21 protein-coding genes are annotated in these 23716 nt (G+C 64.1%); 7 read left to right on the top strand and 14 right to left on the bottom strand.

All coding sequences use genetic code 11. The features are described from left to right. Positions 1-85: 85 nt before the first annotated feature. Positions 86-1825 carry a 2-isopropylmalate synthase gene (gene leuA, locus RFN30_RS16595; protein ID WP_430699050.1) on the bottom strand — a complete coding sequence of 580 codons (1740 nt, stop codon included), beginning with the start codon at positions 1823-1825 and terminating at the stop codon, positions 86-88. A gap of 394 nt (positions 1826-2219) precedes the next feature. Between leuA and RFN30_RS16590 the strand changes: the two genes are divergently transcribed. Then, positions 2220-3386 (top strand): ATP-grasp domain-containing protein, encoded by a 1167-nt coding sequence (locus RFN30_RS16590; protein WP_320263168.1) that lies wholly within the window; start codon positions 2220-2222, stop codon positions 3384-3386. 4 nt (positions 3387-3390) lie between these two features. Next, positions 3391-4167 carry an esterase family protein gene (locus RFN30_RS16585; RefSeq protein ID WP_320263167.1) on the top strand — a complete coding sequence of 259 codons (777 nt, stop codon included), beginning with the start codon at positions 3391-3393 and terminating at the stop codon, positions 4165-4167. 233 nt (positions 4168-4400) lie between these two features. Here the strand turns inward: RFN30_RS16585 and RFN30_RS16580 are convergent, their stop codons facing one another. Continuing rightward, on the bottom strand, positions 4401-5936 hold the full coding sequence (locus RFN30_RS16580) for an MFS transporter (RefSeq protein WP_320263166.1): 1536 nt from the start codon (positions 5934-5936) through the stop codon (positions 4401-4403). A 147-nt stretch (positions 5937-6083) separates the two neighbouring features. On the opposite strand from RFN30_RS16580, the gene RFN30_RS16575 reads away from it, so the two are divergent. Next, positions 6084-6971 (top strand): LysR family transcriptional regulator, encoded by an 888-nt coding sequence (locus tag RFN30_RS16575; protein ID WP_320263165.1) that lies wholly within the window; start codon positions 6084-6086, stop codon positions 6969-6971. Positions 6972-7104: 133 nt separating this feature from the next. Here RFN30_RS16575 and RFN30_RS16570 read toward each other — a convergent pair whose 3' ends face one another. The 5 genes from RFN30_RS16570 to RFN30_RS16550 form a co-directional block, all read right to left on the bottom strand. After that, on the bottom strand, positions 7105-7857 hold the full coding sequence (locus RFN30_RS16570) for an SDR family NAD(P)-dependent oxidoreductase (RefSeq protein ID WP_320263439.1): 753 nt from the start codon (positions 7855-7857) through the stop codon (positions 7105-7107). 71 nt (positions 7858-7928) lie between these two features. Beyond that, positions 7929-8981 carry an AbrB family transcriptional regulator gene (locus RFN30_RS16565; protein ID WP_430699049.1) on the bottom strand — a complete coding sequence of 351 codons (1053 nt, stop codon included), beginning with the start codon at positions 8979-8981 and terminating at the stop codon, positions 7929-7931. A 129-nt stretch (positions 8982-9110) separates the two neighbouring features. Beyond that, positions 9111-9419: a putative quinol monooxygenase gene (locus RFN30_RS16560; protein ID WP_320263163.1), complete on the bottom strand. Its 309-nt coding sequence runs from the start codon at positions 9417-9419 to the stop codon at positions 9111-9113. A 50-nt stretch (positions 9420-9469) separates the two neighbouring features. Beyond that, the gene (locus tag RFN30_RS16555; RefSeq protein ID WP_320263438.1) at positions 9470-10243 is read right to left on the bottom strand and encodes an SDR family NAD(P)-dependent oxidoreductase; all 774 of its coding nucleotides are present in this window, start codon (positions 10241-10243) and stop codon (positions 9470-9472) included. Between the two features lie 94 nt (positions 10244-10337). Next, on the bottom strand, positions 10338-10772 hold the full coding sequence (locus RFN30_RS16550; protein WP_320263162.1) for a DsrE family protein: 435 nt from the start codon (positions 10770-10772) through the stop codon (positions 10338-10340). 101 nt (positions 10773-10873) lie between these two features. Between RFN30_RS16550 and RFN30_RS16545 the strand changes: the two genes are divergently transcribed. After that, positions 10874-11956, top strand: a complete 1083-nt coding sequence (locus tag RFN30_RS16545; protein WP_320263161.1) for a hypothetical protein — start codon at positions 10874-10876, stop codon at positions 11954-11956. 241 nt (positions 11957-12197) lie between these two features. On the opposite strand, the gene RFN30_RS16540 is transcribed toward RFN30_RS16545, so the two are convergent. From RFN30_RS16540 to RFN30_RS16520, 5 genes are all read right to left on the bottom strand, one after another. Next, positions 12198-13145: a cation diffusion facilitator family transporter gene (locus RFN30_RS16540; RefSeq protein WP_320263160.1), complete on the bottom strand. Its 948-nt coding sequence runs from the start codon at positions 13143-13145 to the stop codon at positions 12198-12200. Between the two features lie 5 nt (positions 13146-13150). Beyond that, entirely contained in the window at positions 13151-15340 is a 2190-nt protein-coding gene (locus RFN30_RS16535; RefSeq protein ID WP_320263159.1) for an anthranilate synthase, read from the bottom strand. A gap of 292 nt (positions 15341-15632) precedes the next feature. Beyond that, on the bottom strand, positions 15633-16688 hold the full coding sequence (locus RFN30_RS16530) for a succinylglutamate desuccinylase/aspartoacylase family protein (RefSeq protein ID WP_320263158.1): 1056 nt from the start codon (positions 16686-16688) through the stop codon (positions 15633-15635). A gap of 163 nt (positions 16689-16851) precedes the next feature. Next, positions 16852-18228 (bottom strand): FAD-containing oxidoreductase, encoded by a 1377-nt coding sequence (locus tag RFN30_RS16525; protein WP_320263157.1) that lies wholly within the window; start codon positions 18226-18228, stop codon positions 16852-16854. Then, positions 18225-18686, bottom strand: a complete 462-nt coding sequence (locus RFN30_RS16520) for a DUF4126 domain-containing protein (protein ID WP_320263156.1) — start codon at positions 18684-18686, stop codon at positions 18225-18227. Before RFN30_RS16520 ends, RFN30_RS16525 begins: the two co-directional genes overlap by 4 nt. A gap of 132 nt (positions 18687-18818) precedes the next feature. Here RFN30_RS16520 and RFN30_RS16515 point away from each other — a divergent pair, with 132 nt between their 5' ends. Continuing rightward, positions 18819-19376, top strand: coding sequence for a sugar O-acetyltransferase (locus RFN30_RS16515; RefSeq protein ID WP_320263155.1), 558 nt, complete (start codon positions 18819-18821; stop codon positions 19374-19376). Here the strand turns inward: RFN30_RS16515 and RFN30_RS16510 are convergent. Then, complete coding sequence (locus RFN30_RS16510; RefSeq protein WP_320263154.1) at positions 19363-20349, bottom strand: helix-turn-helix domain-containing protein; 987 nt, start codon at positions 20347-20349, stop codon at positions 19363-19365. The genes RFN30_RS16515 and RFN30_RS16510 overlap by 14 nt on opposite strands. A 126-nt stretch (positions 20350-20475) precedes the next feature. On the opposite strand from RFN30_RS16510, the gene RFN30_RS16505 reads away from it, so the two are divergent. Both RFN30_RS16505 and RFN30_RS16500 read left to right on the top strand, forming a co-directional pair. Beyond that, complete coding sequence (locus RFN30_RS16505; protein ID WP_320263153.1) at positions 20476-21117, top strand: cysteine hydrolase family protein; 642 nt, start codon at positions 20476-20478, stop codon at positions 21115-21117. A gap of 510 nt (positions 21118-21627) precedes the next feature. Next, positions 21628-22986, top strand: a complete 1359-nt coding sequence (locus tag RFN30_RS16500) for a hypothetical protein (protein ID WP_320263152.1) — start codon at positions 21628-21630, stop codon at positions 22984-22986. Positions 22987-23069: 83 nt separating this feature from the next. Here the strand turns inward: RFN30_RS16500 and RFN30_RS16495 are convergent. Then, positions 23070-23716: formate--tetrahydrofolate ligase (locus tag RFN30_RS16495; protein ID WP_320263151.1), on the bottom strand; the 647-nt coding region annotated here is incomplete at its 5' end.

The raw sequence follows: 23716 nt of genomic DNA, 5'->3' as shown, positions 1-23716 counted from the left end.
CCCTGCCGGTTAATGAATGGCAGGGAAATCATGCGCGTTCTTAAGCACGGCGCGCCCGGCGGACGCGCCGCGAGAAGCTCGAGGGTCAGCCGGTCCTGCGGCCGAGAATGCGGTTGGCGGCCGAGACCACGGCCTCCAGCGAGGCGGCGACGATGTTGGTATTTATGCCCGCGCCGAACAGCTTGCCGCCCGGATATTCCATCTCGACATAGGAGATGGCCGAGGCGTTCGAGCCGCGCTGCAAGGAATGCTCGGAATAGTCGAGCACCGACATCTCGACGCCGACATGCCGCGAGAGCGCATCGACGAAACCGTCGATCGGGCCCGTGCCGGAGCCGGTGATGGTCACTTCCTTGCCGTTGTCGATGATCTCCGCCTCCACCACGCGCCGGCCTTTCACCTCGGTGTCGGGATAGGTGCGGTGGTCGAGGAATTTCAGCCTTGCGTCGGGCTGGTCGACATAGGTTTCGAGGAATTGCTCATGGATGCGCTTGGCCGGCACCTCCTTGCCTTCGGCGTCGGTGATCGCCTGGATGTCCTGGCTGAACTCGATCTGCAGATTGCGCGGCAGGTTGAGCCCGTAATCGGCCTGCAGCACATAGGCGATGCCGCCCTTGCCGGACTGCGAGTTGATGCGGATGATCGCCTCATAGGTGCGGCCGACATCGGCAGGGTCGATCGGCAGATAAGGCACTTCCCAGAGCGGCGTGTTGGCCTTGCGCAGCGCCTTCATGCCCTTGTTGATGGCGTCCTGGTGCGAGCCGGAGAAAGCGGTGTAGACCAGCTCGCCGACGTAAGGGTGACGTTCCGGGATCTTCAGCTGGTTCGAGTATTCGTAGACGTCCTTCATCCGGTTGATGTCGGAGCAGTCCAGCCCGGGATCGACCCCTTGCGTGTACATGTTGAGCGCCAGCGTGACGATGTCGACATTGCCGGTGCGCTCGCCATTGCCGAACAGCGTTCCCTCGACGCGGTCGGCGCCGGCCATCAGGCCGAGCTCGGTGGTGGCGATGCCGGTGCCGCGGTCATTGTGCGGATGCAGCGAGACGATCAGCTTGTCGCGATTGTCGAGATTGCGGCACATCCACTCGATGCGGTCGGCATAGACGTTGGGCGTCGACATCTCGACCGTCGACGGCAGGTTGATGATCAGCTTGTTGTCGTCCGTCGGCTTCACGATCTCGGTGACGGCGTTGCAGATCTCCAGCGCGACCTCGAGCTCGGTGCCAGTGAAGCTCTCCGGCGAGTATTCGAAACGGAAGCCGCCGCCGGCCTTGGCGGCCATGTCGGTGATCATCTTGGCGGCGTCGGTGGCAAGGCGTTTGATGCCGGCGACGTCCTTTTCGAAGACGACGCGGCGCTGCAGCTCGCTGGTCGAGTTGTAGAAATGCACAATCGGGCGATGCGCGCCCTTGAGCGCCTCGAAGGTCCGCGTGATCAGCTCCGGCCGGCACTGCACCAGCACCTGCAGCGACACGTCGTTCGGCACGCCGCCTTCTTCGATGCACCAGCGGGCGAAATCGAAATCGGTCTGCGAGGCCGACGGGAAACCGATCTCGATCTCCTTGAAGCCCATGTCGAGCAGCAGCGCGAACATGCGCGCCTTGCGCTCGTGGCCCATCGGGTCGATCAGCGCCTGGTTGCCGTCGCGCAGGTCGACCGAGCACCAGATCGGCGCCTTGTCGATGACCTTGGACGGCCAGGTGCGATCGGCGATGTTGACGGTCGGGTAGGGCTGATATTTGCGGGCGGCGTCCGGCATCTGCCCGCTCGCTTGCGCGCCCGGTTCGGCCTCGCCGGCGCGGATTGCTTCTCTTCTGTTCATCGTCGTTTCTCCCGGCGGCTCGTGTGACCGCCTTCAGGCGGATTGGTGCCGAGCGGCGCCTTTACCAAAGTTTCGTTCGCTTGATGTGACTTGCCAATCTGGCCAAGGAGCATGCGCCTCGAGCGGGCGGTTTTCGACCGCCGGGCGCTCCTTCAGCGAACCCGGCGATCGCCGATAAGGCCGAGAAGAAGCAGGGTCGAAGCAAGCGCGCGCACGGTCTCGCCGGCAAAGCCGGGGCGAGGAGAAGCGACGGAGCGGGTGCGCGTGGTCATGCCGGCTCTCTTACAGGAGCGGCCATCCGGAGGCAAGTGCCGGCCAACCCGCGGGAGGGTTAAGCTCTTCCCCAGACAGGGCAAATACGCCACACTCGTGTGATCTCAGGGGGAGGCCGTGCATGAATTTCGTGTTCTTCTCACCGCATTTTCCGGCCAACGGTGCCGATTTCTGCGACCGGCTGAAGAAGGCCGGCGCCACCGTGCTCGGCATTGGCGACGCGCCCTATGAGACGCTGAGCGGCAAGCTCAAGGCGGCGCTGTCGGAATATTATCGCGTCGCCGACATGGAGGATTACGATGCCGTGTTCCGGGCGATGGGCCATTTCATCCACAAATGGGGCCGCATCGACCGCTTCGAGTCCCTGAACGAGCACTGGCTGGAGCTCGAAGCCAACATTCGCACCGACTTCAACATCTTCGGCACCAAGCTCGATTTCGTGAAGAATTTGAAGCGCAAGAGCCGCATGCGCGCCTTCTTCCGCAAGAGCGGCGTCGAGACCATTCCGCAACGCAAATGCTCGGATCGCGCCGGCGCGATGACCTTCATCCGCCGCGTCGGCTATCCGGTGGTGGTGAAGCCGGACTCGGGCTCCGGCGCCTCGAACACGTTCAAGATCTCCAACGCGAAGGAGCTCGACCAGTTCTTCAGGGACAAGCCCGAAGGCGTCACCTTCGTCATGGAGCAGTTCATCGAGGGGCTGGTGGTGACCTTCGACGGATTGATCAACCGCGACGGCGAGGTGGTGCTGGCGGCAAGCCACCGCTACGATCAGAGCATCATGGACGCGGTCAACAACGACCGCCACATGAGCTACACCTGCTTCCCGGAGATCAGCCCGGCGGTCGAGGAGGCGGGCCGCAAGATCCTGAAAGCGTTCGACGTGCGCGAGCGCTTCTTCCATATCGAGCTGTTCGAGACCAGGGACAAGCGCATCATCGCGCTCGAGGTCAACATGCGCCCGCCCGGCGCCTGGATGACGGACGCCATCAACTATACGTTCGACGTCGACGTCTACGCCGCCTGGGCCGACATGGTGGTGAAGGACGCCGCCGGCGGTCCTTACAAGGGCAAGTACTTCACCGCCTATGCCAGCCGCAAACGCCATATCGACTATTTGCACAGCCATGCGGACGTGTTAGCCGCCCACGGCGACAAGATCGTCCACCACCAGGCCATCGAGGAGGTTTTCAGCCGCGCCATGGGAAACTACGCCTACCAGATGCGCTCGAAGGACCAGAAGGCGCTGCGCCAGGCGGTCGACTACATCCACGCGGAAAAGGCGTGAGGCGATGGACGTTTCCTACCACAAGGCCCATGCCCGCAATCTCGGCCGCGATATGGAATACAAGCGCTACGGCCATGCCGGGCGGCCGGTGGTGGTATTCCCGACCTCGCAGGGGCGCTTCTACCAGTTCGAGGATTCCGGCGGCGTCTCAGCACTCGCCGAATTCATCGACACCGGCCGCATCCAGCTGTTCACGCTTGACGGGATCGATTCGGAATCCTTCTTCGACAAGCATGGCGACCCTGCTCATCGCATCGCCCGTCACGAGGCCTATTTCCGCTATGTGCGCGAGGAGGCGCTGCCGGAGCTGCAGTCGGTAGCGGCGAAGGCCAATGGCGGACGCAACCTCAAGCCGCTGTTCTGCGGCTGCTCGATGGGCGGCTACCACTCGTCGAATTTCGTGTTCCGGTTTCCGGAACTGGCGAGCGGCGTGATCTCGCTGTCGGGCGTCTATTCCACCCGCGACTTCTTCGGCCGGACGCTCGAGGGCAGCATCTTCTACAATTCGCCGCTCGACTATCTGCCGGGCATCGTCGACCAGAAGCTGCTCGGGCGGTTGAGGGCGCTGCGGCTGATCTTCTGCTGCGGGCAGGGCGCCTGGGAAGAGCGCATGCTTGTCGAAACGCGCGAACTGGAGCAGGTGCTGCGCGACAAATCCATTCCCGCCTGGGTCGACTATTGGGGCGGCGACGTCAGCCACGACTGGCCGTGGTGGCACAAGCAGCTCGTCTATTTCTTCGGCCGCTGGCTGGACGACGACCTGATGCACAGGATCGACTAAGCTGTGCCGATATTCAGCTGATGCCGGCCTGCATTAACTTGTCTCCAATTCTCATGTTTGATTGCGCTCTCGCGCTCTCAAATATGACTAACTGAGTCAAGTATTTTTTGTGCCTGGCCGAACTTGGTGACGTCACGTGGCGTCAGCCGGCACGGGCTCCGGTTGCGCCTCCCCGCGGCGAGGTCGGCGCCCGCCGGAGAAGGCCGAAAAGGGCGCCGGGCTTTGGCCGGCGGCTAGCCTTCCTGGCAGGCCGGGAGAGGCGCGACGTCTTGTTCCGGCGCCGATCCGCGACGCAGGCCGAGGAAGACGACGATGGCGGTGAGGACGGTGATTGTCGCCAACACGACGAGCAGCCGGTCGAAAGCCGTCTCGTAGGCCTGGATGAGGACAGTGGCGTCGGCCGTGGGCAGATGTTGCGCCGTTTCGGCGATATTGCCGGTCGCAAGCAATTGCGCTGCGGCGGCCGCTTCGGCGGGCGAGGCCAGTCCTTGAGTGCCGAGCTGCGCGGCGGTGAAGCCCGACAGCGCCGCCATGACGATCGCCAGCGCCACGCCTTCGCAAGCGACGCGGGTGGTGTTGAAGATGCCGACCGCCATGCCGGCGCGCTCCTTCGGCACGACGCTGACGGCAAGCCCGTCCATCAGGCCCCAGGGCAAGGCGATGCCGATGCCGATCAGGACCAGCGGGGCCACCGGTGCGCCGTCCGTCGCGGGAACACGACTGAGCCAGACAAGGCCGGCAGCGGCGACAAGCAGGCCGACACCGCAGATCGTGGCCGGAGCGATCCAGCGTGTCACCTGGCCGGCAAGCAACGGCAATATCAGCAGCGGCCCGGAGAGGCAGATCATCAATTGCCCTGCCTTGATCTCGCTCATCCCCTCGATGCCGATGAAGCGGATCGGCAACAGCACAAGCAGGACGACAAAGGCATAGGCGGGCGCGGCGGCCAGGAACTGGACGCCGACGAAACGCGGAAAGCGAAACAGCGTCAGGTCCAGCATCGGCCGGCGCACGCGCCGCTCGACAATGACGAAAGCGACAAAGCAGATGGCAGCCACGCCAAGAAGCGCGATGACGAGGGGATCGGCCCAGCCGTTCTGCGGCGCCTGCAGCACGCCGCAAGTCAGCGCGGCAAGCGCGATGGTGAAGGTGCCGGCCCCCGCCCAGTCCAGTCCGGTTGCATCCGGGTCACGCGATTCGCTGACGGTGCGCAGGCCGAGGGTCGCGGCGGCAACCGCCAGCACCGCCACCAGAAAGAAGATCGCGCGCCAGCCGAATGCGTCGATGAGCAAGCCGGAGGCAACCGGGCCGAAGGCGAGGCCGATGCCGAAGCTGGTGCCGAGGAAGCTGAAGGCGCGCAGCCGCAATTGGCCGTCGAATTCCTGGGCAAGCGCAGAGGCGCCGCCGGCGAAGGCAGCGGCACCGCCTATGCCTTGCAAGGCCCTGAAAATGTCGAACCAGACGATGTCAGGAGCAAACGTGGCGCCCAGCGCGGCAAGGACATAGGTGGCGAGGCCAGCGAGGAAGATCCGCTTGCGGCCATGGTTGTCGGCCAGTGCTCCGGCCGCCATCAGGCTGGCGCCGAAGGTCAGCATGAAGGCGTTCGTCACCCAATTGAGCTCGATCGGACTGCCGCCGAGATCGGCGGCGATGCGGGAGAGCGCCACGGCGGGACCGGTGAAACTCAACGGCATCGTCATGGCGGCAAGACAAACCGACAGCAGCACGAGCCATCTGCCGGCGGGGCCGGTTCTGGTCATCAAAGTCATGGATTTTCCTATCTGAGGCAGGATTTTCCGGCATGCCGCGGATTGGCGGCGCCGGTCGCAACGACAAAATAGGGCGGCGACATTTCCGGCAAAATAGTATTAAATCTCCAGTCATACCGGAATGAAACGCTCGAATGGATTGATGCGATGGATCGTCTCAACGGCCTTCTGGCTTTCGCCCGCACCGCCGAGCTCGGCAGTTTTGTCACCGCCGGCCGGGCGCTGGGAATCTCGGCATCCGCCGTCGGCAAGAGCGTCGCCCGGCTCGAGCAGGAGCTCGGAGTGCGTCTCCTGCAGCGCAGCACGCGGCGCATAGGCCTGACCGAGGAGGGCAGGCTGTTCAACGAACGCGTGCGCCGCATCCTCGACGACATCGAAGATGCAGAGGCGGTGCTGTCGCGGACCCGGGAAACGCCGCATGGCCGGCTACGCATCTCGACCCCGATCGTCACCTATCATCTGCTTTTGCCGGTGCTGTCGGAATTCATGGCACGATACCCGGAGGTCGAGCTCGATATCGATTTCAACGATCGCATCGTCGACGTCATCGAGGAGGGCATCGACGTTGCGATCCGAAGCGGCGAGCTGCCCGATTCACGATTGGTGTCGAGGCCGGTTGCGCCTTTTCGCATGATCTTATGCGCGGCCGCTTCCTACCTTGAGCGCCATGGCACGCCCGGCACGCCGGCGGATCTGGCTCGGCATTTCGGCATACACTTCCGCTTTCTCAACAGCGGCAGGTTGCTCAATTGGCCGTTCATTACCGGCAGCGCGGCACCGCAGATACGCTCGATGCTGACCTGCAACAACATGGAAGCTTTAAAGGGCGCCACGATCGCTGGTCTCGGCATCGCCTGCATGCCCGATTTCCTGGTGCGGGAGGCGCTGCATGACGGAAAGCTACGCACCGTGCTCGACGACCACGTCGACGGCCGCGGCCAGTTCCGCATGCTATGGCCGTCCAATCGCCACCTGTCGCCGAAGGTCCGCGTCTTCGTCGATTTCCTTCCCGAGCGGCTTGCGGCCGGGCGATAAAGCGCGTCGCGATCTTTCAGATTCGCTCCATGCGCTTTAGGTTTTTGATTTTACGCATGTCTTTATCCCGAAACCGGTTCCCACTTTCGGGAGACATGCTTTAGGTTTCGCCGGACGAAAGCCGCGACGATGATCAGTAGGTGGCGCGCCCGCCGGAAAGATCGAAGGTGGCGCCGGTGGTGAAGGAATTCTCGTCCGACAGCATGAAGGCCACCATCGCCGCTGCCTCCTCCACCTCGACGAAGCGGCCGCGCGGCACCTTGCCAAGCATGTAGGTCACCTGGGCCTCGGTGAGCTGCTCGAGGATCCGGGTGCGGGCGGGCGAAGGCGTCAGCGCGTTGACGGCGATGTCGTGGCTGGCGAGCTCCTTGCCGAGCGACTTGGTCAACGCCAGCACGCCGGCCTTGGCGGCCGAATAGGCCGCGGCGTTGGGATTGCCTTCCTTGCCGGCTACAGAGGCGACATTGACGATGCGGCCGTAGTTGCGGGCGATCATGCCGGGCACCAGGCGCCGGCAGCAGTAGAAGACACCGTTGAGGTCGATGTCGACGATCTGCCGCCAGGCGGCGGGATCATAATCCACCACTGTCGCGGCCGGTCCGGCAATGCCGGCATTGTTGACGAGGAGATCGACGGGCCCAAGCGCGCGCTCGGTCTCGGTGGCGGCGCGGTCGACGGCCTCGATCTGCGACTGGTCGCAGAGGAAGGTTTGCACATGGCCAAGCGGCGAAAGCTCGGCGACGGCGCTTGTCATCGCGGCCTCGTCGATATCCCAGATGGCGACGCTTGCGCCCGACGACAGCAGGCGCCGGGCGACCGCAAGGCCAATGCCTTGCGCGCCGCCCGTCACGACGGCGACACGGCCGGAGAGATCGATGGCGTTCAAACGGCGGTTCATGGGCATTTCCTTTGCGTCCCCTCGCTTCCTTCGCTTCCCCTTGCAATGGATACCGCAGATCAGTCCTTCACGTTTCGCGCCACCAGCCTGGCGACGCTTGGCCCAATGAGCAGCACGACCAGGAAGCGGGCCGATTGCAGCGCCATGACGAAGGAGATGTCGACGTTCTGGGCGGCGGCGGCAATGATGGCGACGCTGTCCATGCCGCCGGGGCTCGTCGCCAGATATGCCGTCAGCGGGTCGATGCCGAGCACGCGGCTGATGACGAACGCCATGCCCCCGCAGAAGGCGATCAGCGCCACGATCGAGGCGATGATCTGCGGCAGGGCGCGTGCCGCGTGGCGCAGGATCGGCCGAGTGAAGTTCAGCCCGATCGACCAGCCGACCATGGCGTAGCTCGCCGCCAGCAGCCAGGGCGGCAACTGCATCGGCACGCCGAAGCCCAGGTGGACGACGGCGCCGAAGATGAAGGTGCCGAGGAAGAAGGGCGAGGGGAGCCTGAGCAGCTTGCCGAGCAGGCCGCCGACGATGGTGATGGCGATGGTGGCGCCAAAGGCCAGCGGATCGATCGGCGGAAACCAGACGACAGGCGGCACTTCGACGCCCGATGTGTCGACCCACATCTTGGCGACCAGCGCCGCGGTCATCGAGACGAAGATGACGCGCAGATATTGCATGAAGGCGACGAGCCGTTGGTCGGCGCCAAAGGCGCCGGCCATCAGCACCATGGCGGTGGCCGCGCCCGGCGAGGAGCCCCAGACGGCGGTGGTGCCGGGAAGGATACCCCAGCGGCTGATCAGCCAGCCGAGCAGACTGGAAGCCGTGAGCGTCGCCACCACAGTCCCGAAGAAGAGCGCCCATTCGGCGTAGAAGACCGGAAAGATGTCGACCGAGATCGAATTCGCCACCAGGCAGCCGACCACTGCCTGGGCGGAGCCGAACAGCGGGCGTGGCACGCGCACGGTGGCGCCGTTGGTGCCGGCCAGGATCGCGGCCATCATCGGGCCGATCAGCAGCGCCGCCGGCAGGGCGGCCAGTTCCAGAGCGCCGGCAAAGAGCAGCGAGAATGCCCCCAGCGCCAGCCACTGCTGCGGCCGGCGCAATCGCGCCATGCGTTCAACAGGCGGTTGTTCTGGGGACGATTGTTCCGGCGAGGAGTCCATATCCGGCTCTTAGACCGGAGGCGAACAAATGCGAACCCGCTTCGCGTGGAAAGTTCTGTTTCGTCGCGGCTTTGGCCGTCAGCTTGTCTTTTCGGGCGGTAAGCCAAAACCGCCGACAGGATGGGTTTCGACCTGGAATTCGAAGCCGTGGATAAAAGGACGCGCCTTGGCGATCGCCGCCTGGACCGCCGGCAATTGCAGCGAGGCCTTGTGGCTCGCCTGGTCGGTCCAGACTTCGGTGACCCAGATCGCGTCGGCATCGGCAGGGTCGGTGGCGATGATGTAGCTCAGGCAGCCTGGCAGGGCGCTGGTCGTCTCGCGCAGCACGTCCATGACCGCATCACGCTGGCCGCGTGCCGCCCGCATCTTGCCAATCAGTCCGAACATGCCCTACCTCTCCTGCGGGTTGTACGTCGCCCGAGTATGCAGGCGACGGCTCACGGCATCAACTGGCCACCATTGACTTCGATCACTTGGCCGACGATGTAGCCGCTCAACAGGCCGGAGGACAGGAACAGATAGGCGCCGACGCAATCCTCGGCCGTCCCGGCACGGCCCTGCGGTATGGTCGCGACCATGGCCTTCATCTGCTCGGCGCTCGAATAGCGTTCGTGGAACGGCGTCAGGATGGTTCCGGGCGCCACGGCATTGACGCGGATGCCGAAGCCGATCAGCTCCTTGGCCATGCCGCGCGTTACATTGGAGACGAAGGCCTTGGACGAGCCGTAGAGGCCGGCGCCGCCACCGGCGCCGTTGCGGGCGGCGATCGAGGAGGTGTTGATGATGAAGCCGCCCTGGCGCTTCAGCCACGGGATCGCCTTGCGCGAGGCGGTCAGCACCGATCGCGCGTTGAGATCCATGACCGCGTCGTAATGCGCCTCGGTCTGGTCGGCATAAGCGACACGGCCGAGCATGCCGCCGGCATTGTTGACCAGCCCGTCGAGCCGGCCGAAATGTTCTGCGCTCTCCTCGACCACGCGCTCGACGTCGGCGGAAACCGAGAAATCGCCCTGGGTCAAAAACAGCTCGCCGCCGTCGTCGCGAATGGTCCTGGCGAGCTTTTCGGCGGCTTCCCGGCTTGAGTTGTAATGCAGGGCGACGCGACATTTCTGCCGGGCATAGGCGAGGGCAAGGGCGGCGCCGATGCCGGTCGAAGCGCCGGTGACCAGCACCGCCTTGCCGGCGAGGTCCGGGATGACAAGTGGGGTCATCTTTGGCGTGGTCGGGTCAGCTGGCACGTCCATATCTCCGGGATTGTGGTGGCAATTGGTAGACGCTTGCCGGCTATGCGTTCAAGTCCCGCGATCAGGGCCGAAGGTAGACATAGCCTTGGCGCTGCAGCTCCGCGAGCTTGACGACGCCGCCCTTGTCGGCGACCTGGAAGCCGGCGAGCAGGTCGGTGACGGCAATGTCCATGCCGCGCAATGTGTTGCCACAGGCCTGCGGCACGAGCCCCTGCTGGACGAGGCCTGCAAACCGGCTGGACGTCGCGCCGGAAGCACTCTTCGCCTTGAAGGCCGCAAGGGCCGGACCGTGCACGACCAGCACGATCTCGACATTGCCGCCGGTGCCCTCGTAGTGGTTCTTGATGTTGCCGAGGACGAAATTGACCTTGTCGGCGTCGCTGAGATGATAGGCGACTTTCAGCCTGTCCTCGCTTGCTGCGGCACTTGCCTGATGGAAGCCGAAAAGACCGGCGGCTCCGGCAAGACCGGCGCGGAAAATGTCACGGCGCAGCATCGCATCCTCCTTCGTCCGGCCGGCTTGCGCAATTTTGCGTGGCCCGGGCTCAACACCTAGACTAGCATAAATCACAATCCTGTCGGTGCGAGGAGGGTGGCATGACGTCGAGGATGGTTGGAGGCGCGGCGTTCGGCGCGGCATTGTTCATTTCGGGCGCCGCACTTGCCGAAGACGCTCCCAAGCTCGCGGAATTGAGCCCCAACGGCGCCGACGTCTGCTTCGGTCGCATCTACGATGGTGCCCACCTCAAGGCGCATCCGCATCAGAAGGTGGCGCGCATCTTTTTCTACTACGGCCATGACCCTGTAAGCCGGCCGAACGAAGAGCCGAGCACGATGTCCGACGCCGCCTATAACGGCTTTCTCACCACCACCGTGCGCGGCGCCAGGAAGCCGGAATGGGCGGCCGGCTGGTGCAGCAAGGAGGATCCGAGCGACAAGGCGAGCGGCATCCGCTGCGGCATGGAATGCGACCGCACGCTCGCCTCGCTGAAGGTCGACGACAAGGGCCGGCTGATCCTCTCCAACGTGCAGCCTGACGTCTATCTCGACGCCGGCGCGGAGGAGGATCTCGGCAAGGCGAAGTACGACGAGCAGGCGCTGGGCAGCGAGGACGACAATTTCCGTCTCGATCCGATGCCGGCCGACACCTGCAAGGCGGAGTTCGCGCGCATCGATCCGATCGATCCGGCGCTCGGGCCTCCGCTGCGCGAGCGGCTGAAGCCGGACCAAGCCTTCTGCTACGGCCGCGACTACGATGAAGCGCATCTGAAGTCGCATCCCGATCAGCTGACGCAGTCGATCCGCGTTTTCCGCGGCCCGATCGAGCTCGCTTCCTTTGCTGCCGGCGGCGATACCGCCAACTGGCCGGACGGCGCCGATATCGCGATCTCGGTAACGACCAGGCAGAAGGGGGCCAAGGTCACGCAGACCTATTCCTGCCAGGGCGAGGCCGACCAGTGGCGCTGCTCGGCAAGCTCCAAGATGAGCGATTTTGCCTGCGACATCTCGCAGAAGGAGATTTTCCTCAAGCGCGGCGCCAGCGGCACGATGATGCTGGCCAACCCCAACAACGCGCTCGCCATCGTCGACCTCTGCTCGAAGGCGGCGGGCGGCAAGACGAAGTCCGACGACAAGATCTATAGGCTCAATCCGATGCCGCAGTCGGCCTGCACGCCGTAATGTTCGCTTCGTCATTCTATGGCGGAGCACGGAGCGGAGCGACGCGGCGCAGACCATAGAATCCATGCCGTGACTTGGAAGCGCCGCTCACGGTACGGAATTCTGCTCCGTTGCACTCCTTGGCGAAGGTAACGGCATGGATTCTAGGGTCTTCGCGACGGAGCTTCGCTCCTGCTTCGCCCTAGAATGACGAAGTTGGGAGGCTTCGCCGAAACCTCCAAGGCTGCGATATGAAACCGCCTCAGGCGAAAGGCACCGCGGTGGTGCCTTTCGGCAGCTTCGCCTCGTCGTCCGGCTCGACATGGATGGTGACGCGCACCGAGGGAATCTCGGCCTTCAGCGCATCCTCGATGCGGTCGCAGATGACGTGGCTGGCGCCGACCGTCATGTCGGCGTCGACGACCAGGTGGAACTCGATGAAGGTGGCGCGACCGGCAATGCGCGTCTTCAGGTCGTGCACCTCCATCGCGCCCTTCGAATTGGCCGAGATGATGTCGCGGATCTGCATGTGCTCCTGGGTGTCGACGGCGCGGTCCATCAATCCGCTCAGCGACTCTCCGGTGAGCTTCCAGCCCTGATAAAGAATGTTCAGGGCAACAAGGAGCGCAAGCAGCGGGTCAAGGATGTGCCATCCAGTCATCACCGCGGCGACGAGGCCCACGATGACGCCAACCGAGGTAAGCACGTCGGTCATGATATGCTGGCCGTCGGCGACCAAGGCTGGCGATCGTTCGGTGCGGCCGTTGCGGATCAGCACGAAGGCCCATACGGCGTTGACGAGCGCCGCGCCGGCGTTGATCGCCAGACCCTCCCAGGGCTGTTCGAGCGAGGCCGGGTTCTGAAGCGATTGCCACACCTTGGCGATGATCAGCAGCGCCGCAACGACGATCAGCACGCCCTCGAGTACCGCGGAAAAGTATTCGGCCTTGTGATGGCCGAACGGATGATCGCTGTCGGCCGGTTTATAGCTGATGCGGATCGCCCAGAGAGCCGCCGCAGCGGTGATGACGTTGACGATGGATTCCAAGGCATCGGAATAAAGGGCGACAGAGCCGGTGATCTGCCAGGCAACGAACTTCAGCCCCATCACCAGGAACGCAATGACGATCGACCAGAAGGCGAGGTTGGCTACCTTGCGCTTTGCGGCGGCTTTTGCCGCCGCCGTCGTCGTGTCTTCCATCGCGGCCATCGTTGCTAGGCAGCCTTTTCCTTGGCCTTGCGCGGCAGATGCGCGACGATGTTCTCGATGATGCGCATACCGGCATTGTGCCCGAGCGTCATGATCGATTCCGGATGGAACTGCACGGCGGCGATTGGCTCCTTGCGATGCTCGAAGGCCATGATGACGCCGTCCTCGGTCTCGGCCGTCACCACGAAACCGTCGGGCAAGCGCACCGGGTCGGCGAAGATCGAATGATAGCGGCCCACCGTCACTTCCTTCGGAAGCCCAGAGAAGATGATGCCCGGCTTCGAGACGCGGATGCGCGAGGGCTTGCCGTGCATCGGGATATGCAGCTGCCTGAGCTCGCCACCATAGGCTTCGGCCAGCGCCTGCAGGCCGAGGCAGACGCCAAAGACCGGAAGGTCCCGGCTGCGCGCCTTCTTGATGGTCGCCGCGCAATCGAAATCCTTCGGCGTGCCCGGACCGGGCGACAGCACGACGAGATCCGGTTTCAGCCGCTCGAAGACCTCTTCGGGCACCGGTGAGCGCACGGTCGAGACACTGGCGCCGGTCTGGCGGAAGTAGTTGGCCAGGGTGTGGACGAAGGAGTCCTCATGGTCGACGAGCAGGATGTTGACGCCGTCGCCGACGCGCGCGGTGGTGCGTTCGGCGCCGGTGGCATTGCCGGTCTTGGCGTCGCGGATGGCGGAGAGCATGGCGGATGCCTTCAATTCGGTTTCGGCTTCTTCTTCCTCGGGAACGCTGTCGAAGAGCAAGGTGGCACCGGCGCGCACCTCGGCGATGCCGTCCTTGATGCGGATGGTGCGCAGCGTCAGCCCGGTGTTCATGTCGCCGTTGAAGTTGACCATGCCGATCGCGCCGCCGTACCAGGCGCGCGGGCTCTTCTCGTTCTGCTCGATGAAGCGCATGGCCCAGAGTTTCGGCGCGCCGGTGACGGTGACCGCCCAGGCGTGCGACAGGAAGGCGTCGAAGGCGTCCATGCCTTCGCGCAGCCGTCCCTCGATGTGGTCCACGGTGTGGATCAGGCGCGAATACATTTCGATCTGGCGCCGGCCGATGACGCGTACAGAGCCGGGCTCGCAGACGCGCGACTTGTCGTTGCGGTCGACATCCGAGCACATTGTGAGCTCGGACTCGTCCTTCTTGGAATTGAGCAGCTTGAGGATCTGCTCGCTGTCGGAGATCGCGTCGTCGCCGCGCTTGATGGTCCCCGAGATCGGGCAGGTCTCGACGCGGCGGCCGTTGACGCGCACGAACATCTCCGGCGAGGCGCCGATCAGATATTCGTTCTCGCCGAGATTGATGAAGAAGGAATAGGGCGAGGGGTTGATCGACTTCAGCTTGCGGGAGATGTCGGAGGGCTGGGTCTCGCAGCGCTCGTAGAACATCTGGCCGGGGACGACCTCGAAGAGATCGCCGCGTTTGAAGCTCTCCATGGCGCGCCGCACCAGGTTCGCATACTCGCCCGGCTCGTGGTCGCCGCGTGGCGGGATGCGGTCGGCGGTCTTGACGGGCTCGACGTGGGCGTCGCGCGGCAGACCTTCGGTCGAAAAGCCTTCGCCGGAATAATCGTAGCGATCCGTCCAGGCCTTGGTCGAATAGTGGTCGACGACCAGGATCTCGTCAGGCAGGAACAGCACGAGGTCGCGCTGGCTCTGCTTGCGCTCGAGCTTGTAGTCGACGGGGTCGAACTGGAAGGCGAGATCGTAGCCGAAGGCGCCGTAAAGGCCGAGATTGGCGTCCTCGGCGGTCTTGAACAGCGCGGTGATGGCGCGCAGCACCGTGAAGACGGACGGAACGCGGCTGCGCTCCTCCTCGGTGAAGACCCGGCCGGGCTTGGCGACATCGAGGCGGATCAGCTTTTTCGAGGCTTCGGCGATCGTCACGTCGCTCAGGCCGCCAAGCGTCTTGCCGATCACCGGCAGCAGCACTTCGCCGCGGGCATTCAGCGCCTCGATGCGCATGGCGCGACCGCGCGCCGAGATCACCAGCGGCGGGTCGATGATGGCCGTATCCCAGCGCGTGTAGCGGCCCGGATATTCGTAGTTCGAGGAAAACACCGCGCCGCGGCGGGAATTCAGACCATCGACGTAAGCGTCGATCGCGCCTTCATAGGGCTGGTCATGGCGTTCGCGGGTGATCGTCACCCCGCCCGCGGTGACGAAGCGCTCCGCCCCGTTGTCCAAAACTGTTGTCGTCATTGCCGTCTCCATCAGCGTTTTGGGCAACGGACCCGGGAATGGCTTGAAAAAACAAATGGCCGCCCGGACATTCCGTTGCGGCCACCCTCATTTTCACGCACGCGCGTTCGAACCGGCCGCTGTCAGCGAGCCCACCACCAAACGGTCTTGTTCGAACGCATGTTCATGGCGACTCCCATAGCGGCGAATGACGACCCGCGCAACTGGATTTCACGCGGATGGTGAAGCCTGACGGCCTTTGTTGGTGCATGTCGTTCTCCCAAAACCGCTGCGCACTTTTGGGCGACATGCATCAGTCCTCCAGTGTGCCCGAGCGCGCGTCGTCGCTCCTCTCGTCGCCGGCGAGCTTCAAAAGGTCCTCGCCGGCGCGGATGATGCGGCGCGAACGGCGGGTCAGGATGAAGCCGGACTGCGGCGCGAAGACCTCGGTGCGGCCGTCTGTTTCGCCCGGTGCATGGACGATCGTCGCCAGGCGGTCGCCTTTCTCGACGCGATCGCCGGGCTTGACGTCGTAAAGGATGGCGCCGGCCTTGGGCGAGGGCATCATGTCGATGTTTTCCAGCGGCACGACCGCGCCGGAGAAGCCGCCTGCCTTCGGAACGGAAGCATCCTGGATGACGCCGCGCGTCACCAGCAAGCGGTAGAGGCCGGCGGCGTCGGAGGCGGCCAAGCCGCCGTCGACGTCCAGCATGCCGCGATATTCGACTGTGGTGGCGACGCGGCGGTCGAAGCGCGCGACGCTTGCAGGCACATTCTGGTAAGGCATGATCGAGGCGCCCTCGAAGGTGCCGCTATTGTCTTCGCTCCACAGCAAGACGGCATCGACGCCCATGGCGGCCGCGCAGTCGGCCATATGCGGCCACAAGCTGGTGTGGATATAGAGATAGGCAAGGCCCTCGTCGTCGCAGTGGAGGTCGAGCACGATCTCGTTGCCGAACGAGAGCTGGACCAGCCGGTTCTTCAGCCGGCGGTCGGCGCCGCCGAGGCCGACGTCTGGCAAAAGCTTGGCGTCCGGCGCGGCAAGCAGCGGGAAGGAGCGGTTGAAATTGGTGCGGGTGCCGAGGTTGAAGCGGCCCTGGTGCTCGCCGAAATGATATTGCGCGCGGCCGATCGGATTGGCCCAGGGCACGACGGTGATGACGCCCCTGATGCGGCCTTCCGCTTCCGCCTTGGCAAGCGTCGGCATCAGCGCGTCGATGGCGACGACGCCTGGCAATTCGCCGGCATGAAGCGCCGCCTGCAGATAGGCGCTCGGGGCCGCCCTGTCCGCGCCGTCGAAGCGGAAAACCGGAAATTCGTAAGCAACGCCTTCGCTGTCGCCGGTGATGCGCTCGATCGTCTTTTGCATGAGGTGCCTCCAATAGCGAGGCCAGACATGCATGTTTGCGGCAGGGCTGTCGAGTGGTCCAGCGCCTGCCGCGCTGTCGGGGCAGCAAGGCTACGGCGAAGCCGCCGAGCCTTATTCGGCCGGCTGTGCCTGCGGCACGGCGGTCAAGCGCGCGAGAATTGCTTCAGACCAGCGGTTTCAGCTCCTGGGCGATGGTCGGCAGAAGCTCGGAGACATTGGGGTGGATGTGCATGGCGCGCGCGAGCGTCTTGATCGGCGCCTTGGCATACATCAGGTCGAGCACGCAGTGGATCGCCTCGTCGCCGCCCGGGCCGAGCACCGAGCAGCCGAGGATCTCGCCGGTGTCGGCGTCGGCCAGGATCTTCATGAAGCCTTGCGTCTCGCCCTTCTCGACGGCGCGGCCGACGCGGGTCATCGGCCGCTGGCCGACAAGCGCGCGACGGCCGGATTTCTTGACCGCCGCCTCGGTCATGCCGCAGCGGCCAAGCGGCGGATCGATATAGAGCGCATAGGCCTCGACGCGGTCGCTTACCCGTCGCGGATCATTGTCGAGCAGGTTGGCGGCGACGATCTCGTAGTCGTTGTAGGAGGTGTGGGTGAAGGCGCCCTTGCCGTTGCAGTCGCCCATTGCCCAGATGCCGGGCACATTGGTGCGCAGCTGGTCGTCGACGACGATGTAGCCGCGCTGGTCGACCGCGACGCCGGCCTTATCGAGGCCGAGATCGTCGGTGTTGGGGACGCGCCCTAGCGCCAGCAGCACATGCGAGCCGACGGCAGGCGGCTTGCCGGCGGAGAAGGTCACGGCGATTTCGTTGCCTTTTCTGGCGAAGCCGATCTCGTCTGCGCCGACATGGACGGTGATGCCTTCGTTTTCGAGGATCGACTGGATCGCGGCCGAGACGTCCTCGTCCTCGCGGCCGGTCAGCCGCGGCGCCTTCTCGATCACAGTGACCTCGGAGCCGAAGCGGCGGAACATCTGCGCGAATTCGAGCGAGATGTAGCTGCCGCCGACGACGACGAGATGGCTGGGCAGCACATCGAGATCCATCATCGACGAGTTGGTGAGGTAGGGGACGTCGTTGACGCCGGGAAGGTCGGGCACGGAGGCACGGCCGCCGGTGTTGAGGAAGATCCTTGGCGCGGTCAGAAGCTCGTCACCGACGCGCACCGTGTTGGCGGATTCGAAGCGGGCGTGGCCGCGATAAAGCGTGCAACCCTTCATCCCGGCGATCCAGCTTTCGAGGTTGCCGCGGGCGTCGATGGTCACTTTGTCCTTGCGCGCCTTGATCCTCTTGTAATCGACCCCGACCGAACCGGAGAGCGCGACGCCATAGTCGGCGGCGCGGCGGGCGAGATGCGCCGCATAGGCGCTCGCCACCATCGCCTTGGTCGGCATGCAGCCGGTGTTGACGCAGGTGCCGCCGATGAACTTGCGCTCGATCAGCGCGACGCTCATGCCTGCAGCGTCCAGCCGGCCGACGAGAGGCGGCCCGGCCTGGCCGGCGCCGATGACGATGGCGTCGAAAGCCTTCGCGCTCATGCGACCGCCGCCACGATGAGCAGGCCGCCGATGATGGCGACCGCGTCCTCGATGAAGGCGGCGGGCGGATCCTTGCCGAAGGCGGCAGCCAGCCTGCCGCGCGCTTCCGCGCCGCCCAGCGTGCCGATCACCGCGCCGATCGCGCCGGCAATGAGGCCTCCGATGGTGGCGCCGCCGGTCGCACCGATCACCGCGCCGGTGAAGGCGCCCGTGACGATGCGGGCGCCGAACTGCTGCGGCACCTTGCGGCTCGGCGTCGACGGCAATTGGTCGGTGACGAGCTCGACGATCGCCAGGATGGTGAAGATACCGACCGCGATCCAGTGACCCATGAAGCTTGCCCAGGTGCCGGCAACCGGGAGCCAGCCGAGATACGAACCCCAGGCGACGGCGGCCGGCGCGGTCATGGCGCGCAAGCCGGCAATGACACCGATCAGCAATGCAAGCAGATAAAGCATGATTGGCCCCCTCAAATTCAGGGCCTCGCGCAGCCCCGAGACCGCAGGCTAGCATAGGCCGGGCATTTGGCCACGGGCTTTTCCCTTGGAATGGATTGTGCTTTGGCAGCAGGCAAGATTGGAGGCGCGCTCATGACCGCAAGCGAACGCATGAAGATGGCGGCGGGCGATTGGTACACCTGCATCGACGCGGAGCTGGAAACGTTGCGCGCCGCCGCCCGCGATGCGGTGTTCGAGCACAATAACCTGCCGCCCCGCCAGCGCGGCGACATCGGCCCTGCCTTGCGCACGCTGCTCGGCGCCTCGGGGGAGGGCTCGCGCATCGAAGCGCCGTTCCACTGCGCCTACGGCTTCAACCTGTTCCTCGGCGAGGGTGCCTTCCTCAACGCCGGCTGCACCATCCTCGATACCGCGCCGGTGCATATCGGCAAGGGGACGCTGCTTGGCCCCAACGTGCAGATCTATTGCGCCGAGCATGACCGCGAAGCCGCCGGCCGGTTGGCCGGACTGGAGATCGCCAAACCGGTGACGATCGGCGACAACGCGTGGATCGGCGGCAGCGCGGTGATCCTCGCCGGCGTCAGCATCGGCGAAGGCGCCATCGTCGGCGCCGGCGCGGTGGTGACGCGCGACGTGCCGGCCAATGCGACCGTGGTCGGCAACCCGGCGCGGGTCGTCACAAGAGGCTGAGTGCGCCTGGTGCCTGAGCGCTTCGGGAGAATTCGCGCCGGTACTGCATCGGCGAGGTTCTGAGCCTTGCCGCAAAGTGCTGGCGCAGCGACGTGGCGCTGCCGAAGCCGGCCTCGAAGGCCACCATATCCATCGATTTGTCCGTCTGTTCCAGCAGCCGCTGCGCCAGCGCCACGCGCTGGTCGGCCAGCCAGTCGCCGAAGCTGGTGCCGGTCGTTTTCTGGAAGCGGCGTGTGAAGGTGCGGCGGGTGAGACCCGCCGCTTCGGCGACGCTGTCCAGGCTGTGCGCTTCGCCAAGCGTCGCCCGCACCTCGTCTAGGGCCTTGGCGAAGCGGTCGGCGGTCGGCGTCGGCGCGAGGGGGCGTTCGATGAATTGGGCCTGGCCCCCCTGCCGGTGCGGCGAAAGCACGACGTGGCGGGCGAGCCGAAGCGCCGCCTCGGCGCCGTAGCGGGCGCGCACGATGTGCAGGCAGCAGTCCAGCCCGGCGGCGACGCCGGCCGAGGTGACGATGTCGCCGTCGTCGACATAGAGCACGTCGGCATCGACGGCGATGTCGGGGTGGAGCGCCTGGAGCTGATCGGTATAGGCCCAATGCGTTGTCGCCTTTCGCCCGGCAAGCAGTCCGGCGCCGGCGATAGCGAAGGTGCCGAGACACAGGCCGACGATCAGCGCGCCGCGCTTGTGCGCCCGCTCTAGCGCATCCTTGAGCGGCGCGGCCAAGGGAGCCTCCAGATCCTTCCAGCTTGGGATGATGACGATTTCGGCCTCGTCGAGCGCCGAAAGATCGTGCGGGACCGAGATGCTCAAACCGGCGTCGGTATGAATTGGCCCCTGTTCGGCCGCGCAGACGCGGAAGTCGAACCGCGGCAGTCCGAGCTTCGTGCGGTCCGCGCCGAACACCAGGCACGGCACGGAAAGATGGAAGGGACTGATGCCGTCGAAGGCGACGGCTGCGATGACCGGATTGCGCATGACAGATACCGTTGAGTTGAAGCCGAATTGTCCCAATTCTTTCGAATAATGTCAATCGGGCCACTTTTGCGTGCGGATGGTCGGCCTAGCTTTTGCGCCCATCAACCCGGTCGAAAGGAAACCGCCATGTCAGCACCAGCCACCCAGCCGCGCCGCGCGCTCGTCGTCGTCGATGTCCAGAATGACTATAACGGCGGCAATCTCGCCATCCAGCATCCGCCCTTTGCCGACAGCGTCGCCAATGTGGCGCGCGCGATGGACGCCGCGGCCGCGGCCGGTATCAAGGTCGTGGTCGTCAAGCAGATGGCGCCGGAAACCTCGCCGATCTTCGCCAAAGGCAGCCATGGCGGCGAGCTGCATCCCGAGATCGCCCGGCGTGCCCGCGACCATTATGTCGAGAAGACGCTGCCCTCCGCCTTCACCGGCACGGACCTCGAGGATTGGCTGCGCGCCAACCACATCGATACGATCGCGGTCGTCGGCTACATGACGCATAATTGCGACCTGTCGACCATCATCCATGCGGTGCATATGGGCTTTGCCGTCGAATTCCTTTCGGATGCCAGCGGCTCGGTGCCCTATGCCAACAGCGCCGGCTACGCGTCCGCCGAGGACATCCATCGCGTGGTGAGCGTGGTGCTGCAGTCGCGCTTCGCCGCGGTGCTCAAGACCGCCGAATGGATCGACTGCCTGAAGACCGGCGCCCTGCCGGAACGCGATACCATCTATGCGTCGAACCAGCGGGCGCTGGCACGCAACGCCGCCTGAACCGGGATCGGCACGAGAAACAAAACGCCGCGGAAACGATAAGGCGCTCAGCTTTTCCATGAATATGCTTCGGGCGCGACCGCAATCTATCGCGCCCGACGTTTCTTCCCGGCAAATCGCCGCTCAAACAACGCACGCATCGATCACTTCGTTTGCGACGGTGCCAAAGCAAACAGGAAACACGCAAAAAGAGTGATGTATTTCACATACGCCGCTTTTGTCTTGTTGCAAAATAAGGCTTGAGCTTTAGTTCGGGCTCAGTTTGCAGGCTGCGGGGGCTAGCAATTGAAAGCGCGGGTTGCACGAAATGCGGTGGCCGCGGCATTGGTCTGTGTCGCGACAATCTTGCCGCGGCCTGCTTTCGCTCAAGTTCCCCCGCACGCTCCAGGCACAATCTGTTTTACTCCGAATTTCTGGTGTTGGGCGCAGCCGCCAGGCCCGCCGGGATCGCCCTGCGGATGCCCAAGTCCTTATGGCTTTGTGCCTGGATGGCTGGGCTGAGGAGGGAACTTGGCGCAAGCGGCACAGACTGAAAGTGTCGAGGATCTGCTGCTGGAAGCGGACCGGCTTGTCGCGGAGGCGGCAAGCAACGGAAGGTCGCGAAACGAGCCACTTATTGCCGCTCAAGCAAAAGTCGCGGCGCTGCCGGTAGATCAAAGAAAAAATGACCACCCCGATGTTATTGAGCTGAGAGCCCAAGTGGAATCGGCTCAGCAGTCGTTGAAGAGCGCTAACGATAATCCTGTCTCCAGGGGCATGGTCTATACCTGCATTTTTCTTTCGATGCTGCTCATGTTTCTGGTCGGGTCTCTATCTCTGGTCTACAATAAGGGCGTCGCCTTGCTTTCAGAGGTGGAAACTTTGGCGGCGCAGCAACCCGATCGTCGCTTTGGTCAGTTGGAGCGGCAACTGCTTGTCGCTCAGGATGATCTGTTCCCTCTGGACCAGATGCAACTCGCGAGCCTTCCCGTCGAGTTGGGCGGAAAGCCGGAAGACCCTGCGGTTCAAGCAAAAAGGCCGATCGACGAGTTGGCTCGTGAATCGTCCTACGTGACCCTGCACGAGCTTCGTGATCTGAACTTCAGGCTGAAATCCTTGGAAACAAGGGTAGGCGATTTCGAGAACTTGTCGGCCTCGCCATTCCCGGGGGTATTGAAGTTTGAAGACTTCGTGAGTGGGGCGATGGCGAGCGGCCGCAATTTCGTTGGGGCATTCAAAGCCGCGGATGCCACTGCGGGACTGCCTGCATCTGAAACGAAGCCTAACGCCGGCAATGCAGAGACCATCAAGAAATCGCCTGCCGTATACGACACCATGAACTTCTTTTGCCAGACCCAACCGGCGGCAAAACTGCAAAACAAAGATGGCGGCGCGCCGAATGGCGCCACGACGCAAGCGACCGCACCACAAGCTCCCGATTCTCAGGTCCTTGGGATGGACATGAGAAAGATTGTGGACCAGGCCTGCAAGTATTCGTTGAACTATGTGTCGATGACTGTGCCGCCGGTCGATTCCTGGTCCCTGAGGATTAGAGATTCCATCGACCCCTATGCGGTGTGGATTCTACCGTGTCTCTATGCAGCCTTAGGTTCAATGATCTACTTTATGAGGCTTATTCTGGATACGACGCAACCGAATCCCCCAGTCTATCGCATAGCCCATCGCATGGCGTTGGCGGCGCTGGCCGGAATGATCCTGGCCTGGTTTTGGGGTCCCGCATTCGGCGGCAACAGCGAATTCAAGGCTGTCGGTTTTGGCCTCTTTACCTTCGCCTTTGTGGTCGGGTTTAGTATAGACGTCTTTTTTTCACTGCTCGACCGGCTGGTTTTCATTTCCACAAATGCAATCAGCAAATTCGGCGGAAAGTAAAAGCTGGTAAGCTGCAAGGACTGGCAGCAAGCTGCCAGTCCTTGCTTCAGGCAAAAGCGCCTTCATCGCAGGCGAAAGAAATCTCAGAACAGCCCTTCGATCTGGCCCTGCTCGTTGAGGAAGATCTTTTCCGAGGACGGGGCCTTGGGCAGGCCGGGCATGGTCATGATCTCGCCGCAGATGATGACGACGAAGCCGGCGCCGGCCGAAAGCCTGACCTCGCGCACCGGCACGGTATGGCCGGTCGGCGCGCCGCGCAGGTTCGGGTCGGTCGAAAACGAGTACTGGGTCTTGGCCATGCAGACCGGCAGGTTGCCATAGCCGGCCTGCTCCCAGGCATGCAGCTGGTCGCGGATCGACTTGTCGGCAATCGCCTCGTCGCCGCGATAGATGCGCTTGACGATGGTGTTGACCTTCTCGAACAGCGGCATCTCGTCCGGATAGAGCGGCGAGAACTGCGAGGCGCCGGATTCGGCGATCTCGACGACCTTCTTCGCCAGGTCCTCGATGCCGGCCGAGCCTTGCGCCCAGTGCTTGCACAGGATCGCCTCGGCGCCCTGCGCCTTGACGAAATCCTTCATCGCCTGGATCTCGGCATCGGTGTCGGTGGTGAAGTGGTTGATCGCCACCACCGCCGGCACGCCGAACTGCTTGACGTTCTCGATGTGGCGGCCGAGGTTGAGGCAGCCCTTCTTGACCGCCTCGATGTTTTCCTTGCCGAGGTCTTCCT

Origin of the sequence: Mesorhizobium dulcispinae (genome assembly GCF_033977345.1) — a bacterium.
GTDB lineage: Bacteria > Pseudomonadota > Alphaproteobacteria > Rhizobiales > Rhizobiaceae > Mesorhizobium > Mesorhizobium dulcispinae.
This window is presented reverse-complemented; position numbering and strand designations above follow the sequence as displayed.

What these genes read in the sequence shown, in the direction of transcription:
- RFN30_RS16590 (WP_320263168.1), top strand. Translation starts at nt 2,220, where the DNA reads ATGAATTTCGTGTTCTTCTCACCGCATTTTCCGGCCAACGGTGCCGAT.
- RFN30_RS16555 (WP_320263438.1), bottom strand. Translation starts at nt 10,243, where the DNA reads ATGACCCCACTTGTCATCCCGGACCTCGCCGGCAAGGCGGTGCTGGTC.
- RFN30_RS16575 (WP_320263165.1), top strand. Translation starts at nt 6,084, where the DNA reads ATGGATCGTCTCAACGGCCTTCTGGCTTTCGCCCGCACCGCCGAGCTC.
- RFN30_RS16515 (WP_320263155.1), top strand. Translation starts at nt 18,819, where the DNA reads ATGACCGCAAGCGAACGCATGAAGATGGCGGCGGGCGATTGGTACACC.
- RFN30_RS16565 (WP_430699049.1), bottom strand. Translation starts at nt 8,981, where the DNA reads ATGGCGCGATTGCGCCGGCCGCAGCAGTGGCTGGCGCTGGGGGCATTC.
- RFN30_RS16560 (WP_320263163.1), bottom strand. Translation starts at nt 9,419, where the DNA reads ATGTTCGGACTGATTGGCAAGATGCGGGCGGCACGCGGCCAGCGTGAT.
- RFN30_RS16520 (WP_320263156.1), bottom strand. Translation starts at nt 18,686, where the DNA reads ATGCTTTATCTGCTTGCATTGCTGATCGGTGTCATTGCCGGCTTGCGC.
- leuA (WP_430699050.1), bottom strand. Translation starts at nt 1,825, where the DNA reads ATGAACAGAAGAGAAGCAATCCGCGCCGGCGAGGCCGAACCGGGCGCG.
- RFN30_RS16545 (WP_320263161.1), top strand. Translation starts at nt 10,874, where the DNA reads ATGACGTCGAGGATGGTTGGAGGCGCGGCGTTCGGCGCGGCATTGTTC.
- RFN30_RS16510 (WP_320263154.1), bottom strand. Translation starts at nt 20,349, where the DNA reads ATGCGCAATCCGGTCATCGCAGCCGTCGCCTTCGACGGCATCAGTCCC.
- RFN30_RS16580 (WP_320263166.1), bottom strand. Translation starts at nt 5,936, where the DNA reads ATGACTTTGATGACCAGAACCGGCCCCGCCGGCAGATGGCTCGTGCTG.
- RFN30_RS16505 (WP_320263153.1), top strand. Translation starts at nt 20,476, where the DNA reads ATGTCAGCACCAGCCACCCAGCCGCGCCGCGCGCTCGTCGTCGTCGAT.
- RFN30_RS16525 (WP_320263157.1), bottom strand. Translation starts at nt 18,228, where the DNA reads ATGAGCGCGAAGGCTTTCGACGCCATCGTCATCGGCGCCGGCCAGGCC.
- RFN30_RS16540 (WP_320263160.1), bottom strand. Translation starts at nt 13,145, where the DNA reads ATGGCCGCGATGGAAGACACGACGACGGCGGCGGCAAAAGCCGCCGCA.
- RFN30_RS16530 (WP_320263158.1), bottom strand. Translation starts at nt 16,688, where the DNA reads ATGCAAAAGACGATCGAGCGCATCACCGGCGACAGCGAAGGCGTTGCT.
- RFN30_RS16550 (WP_320263162.1), bottom strand. Translation starts at nt 10,772, where the DNA reads ATGCTGCGCCGTGACATTTTCCGCGCCGGTCTTGCCGGAGCCGCCGGT.
- RFN30_RS16535 (WP_320263159.1), bottom strand. Translation starts at nt 15,340, where the DNA reads ATGACGACAACAGTTTTGGACAACGGGGCGGAGCGCTTCGTCACCGCG.
- RFN30_RS16585 (WP_320263167.1), top strand. Translation starts at nt 3,391, where the DNA reads ATGGACGTTTCCTACCACAAGGCCCATGCCCGCAATCTCGGCCGCGAT.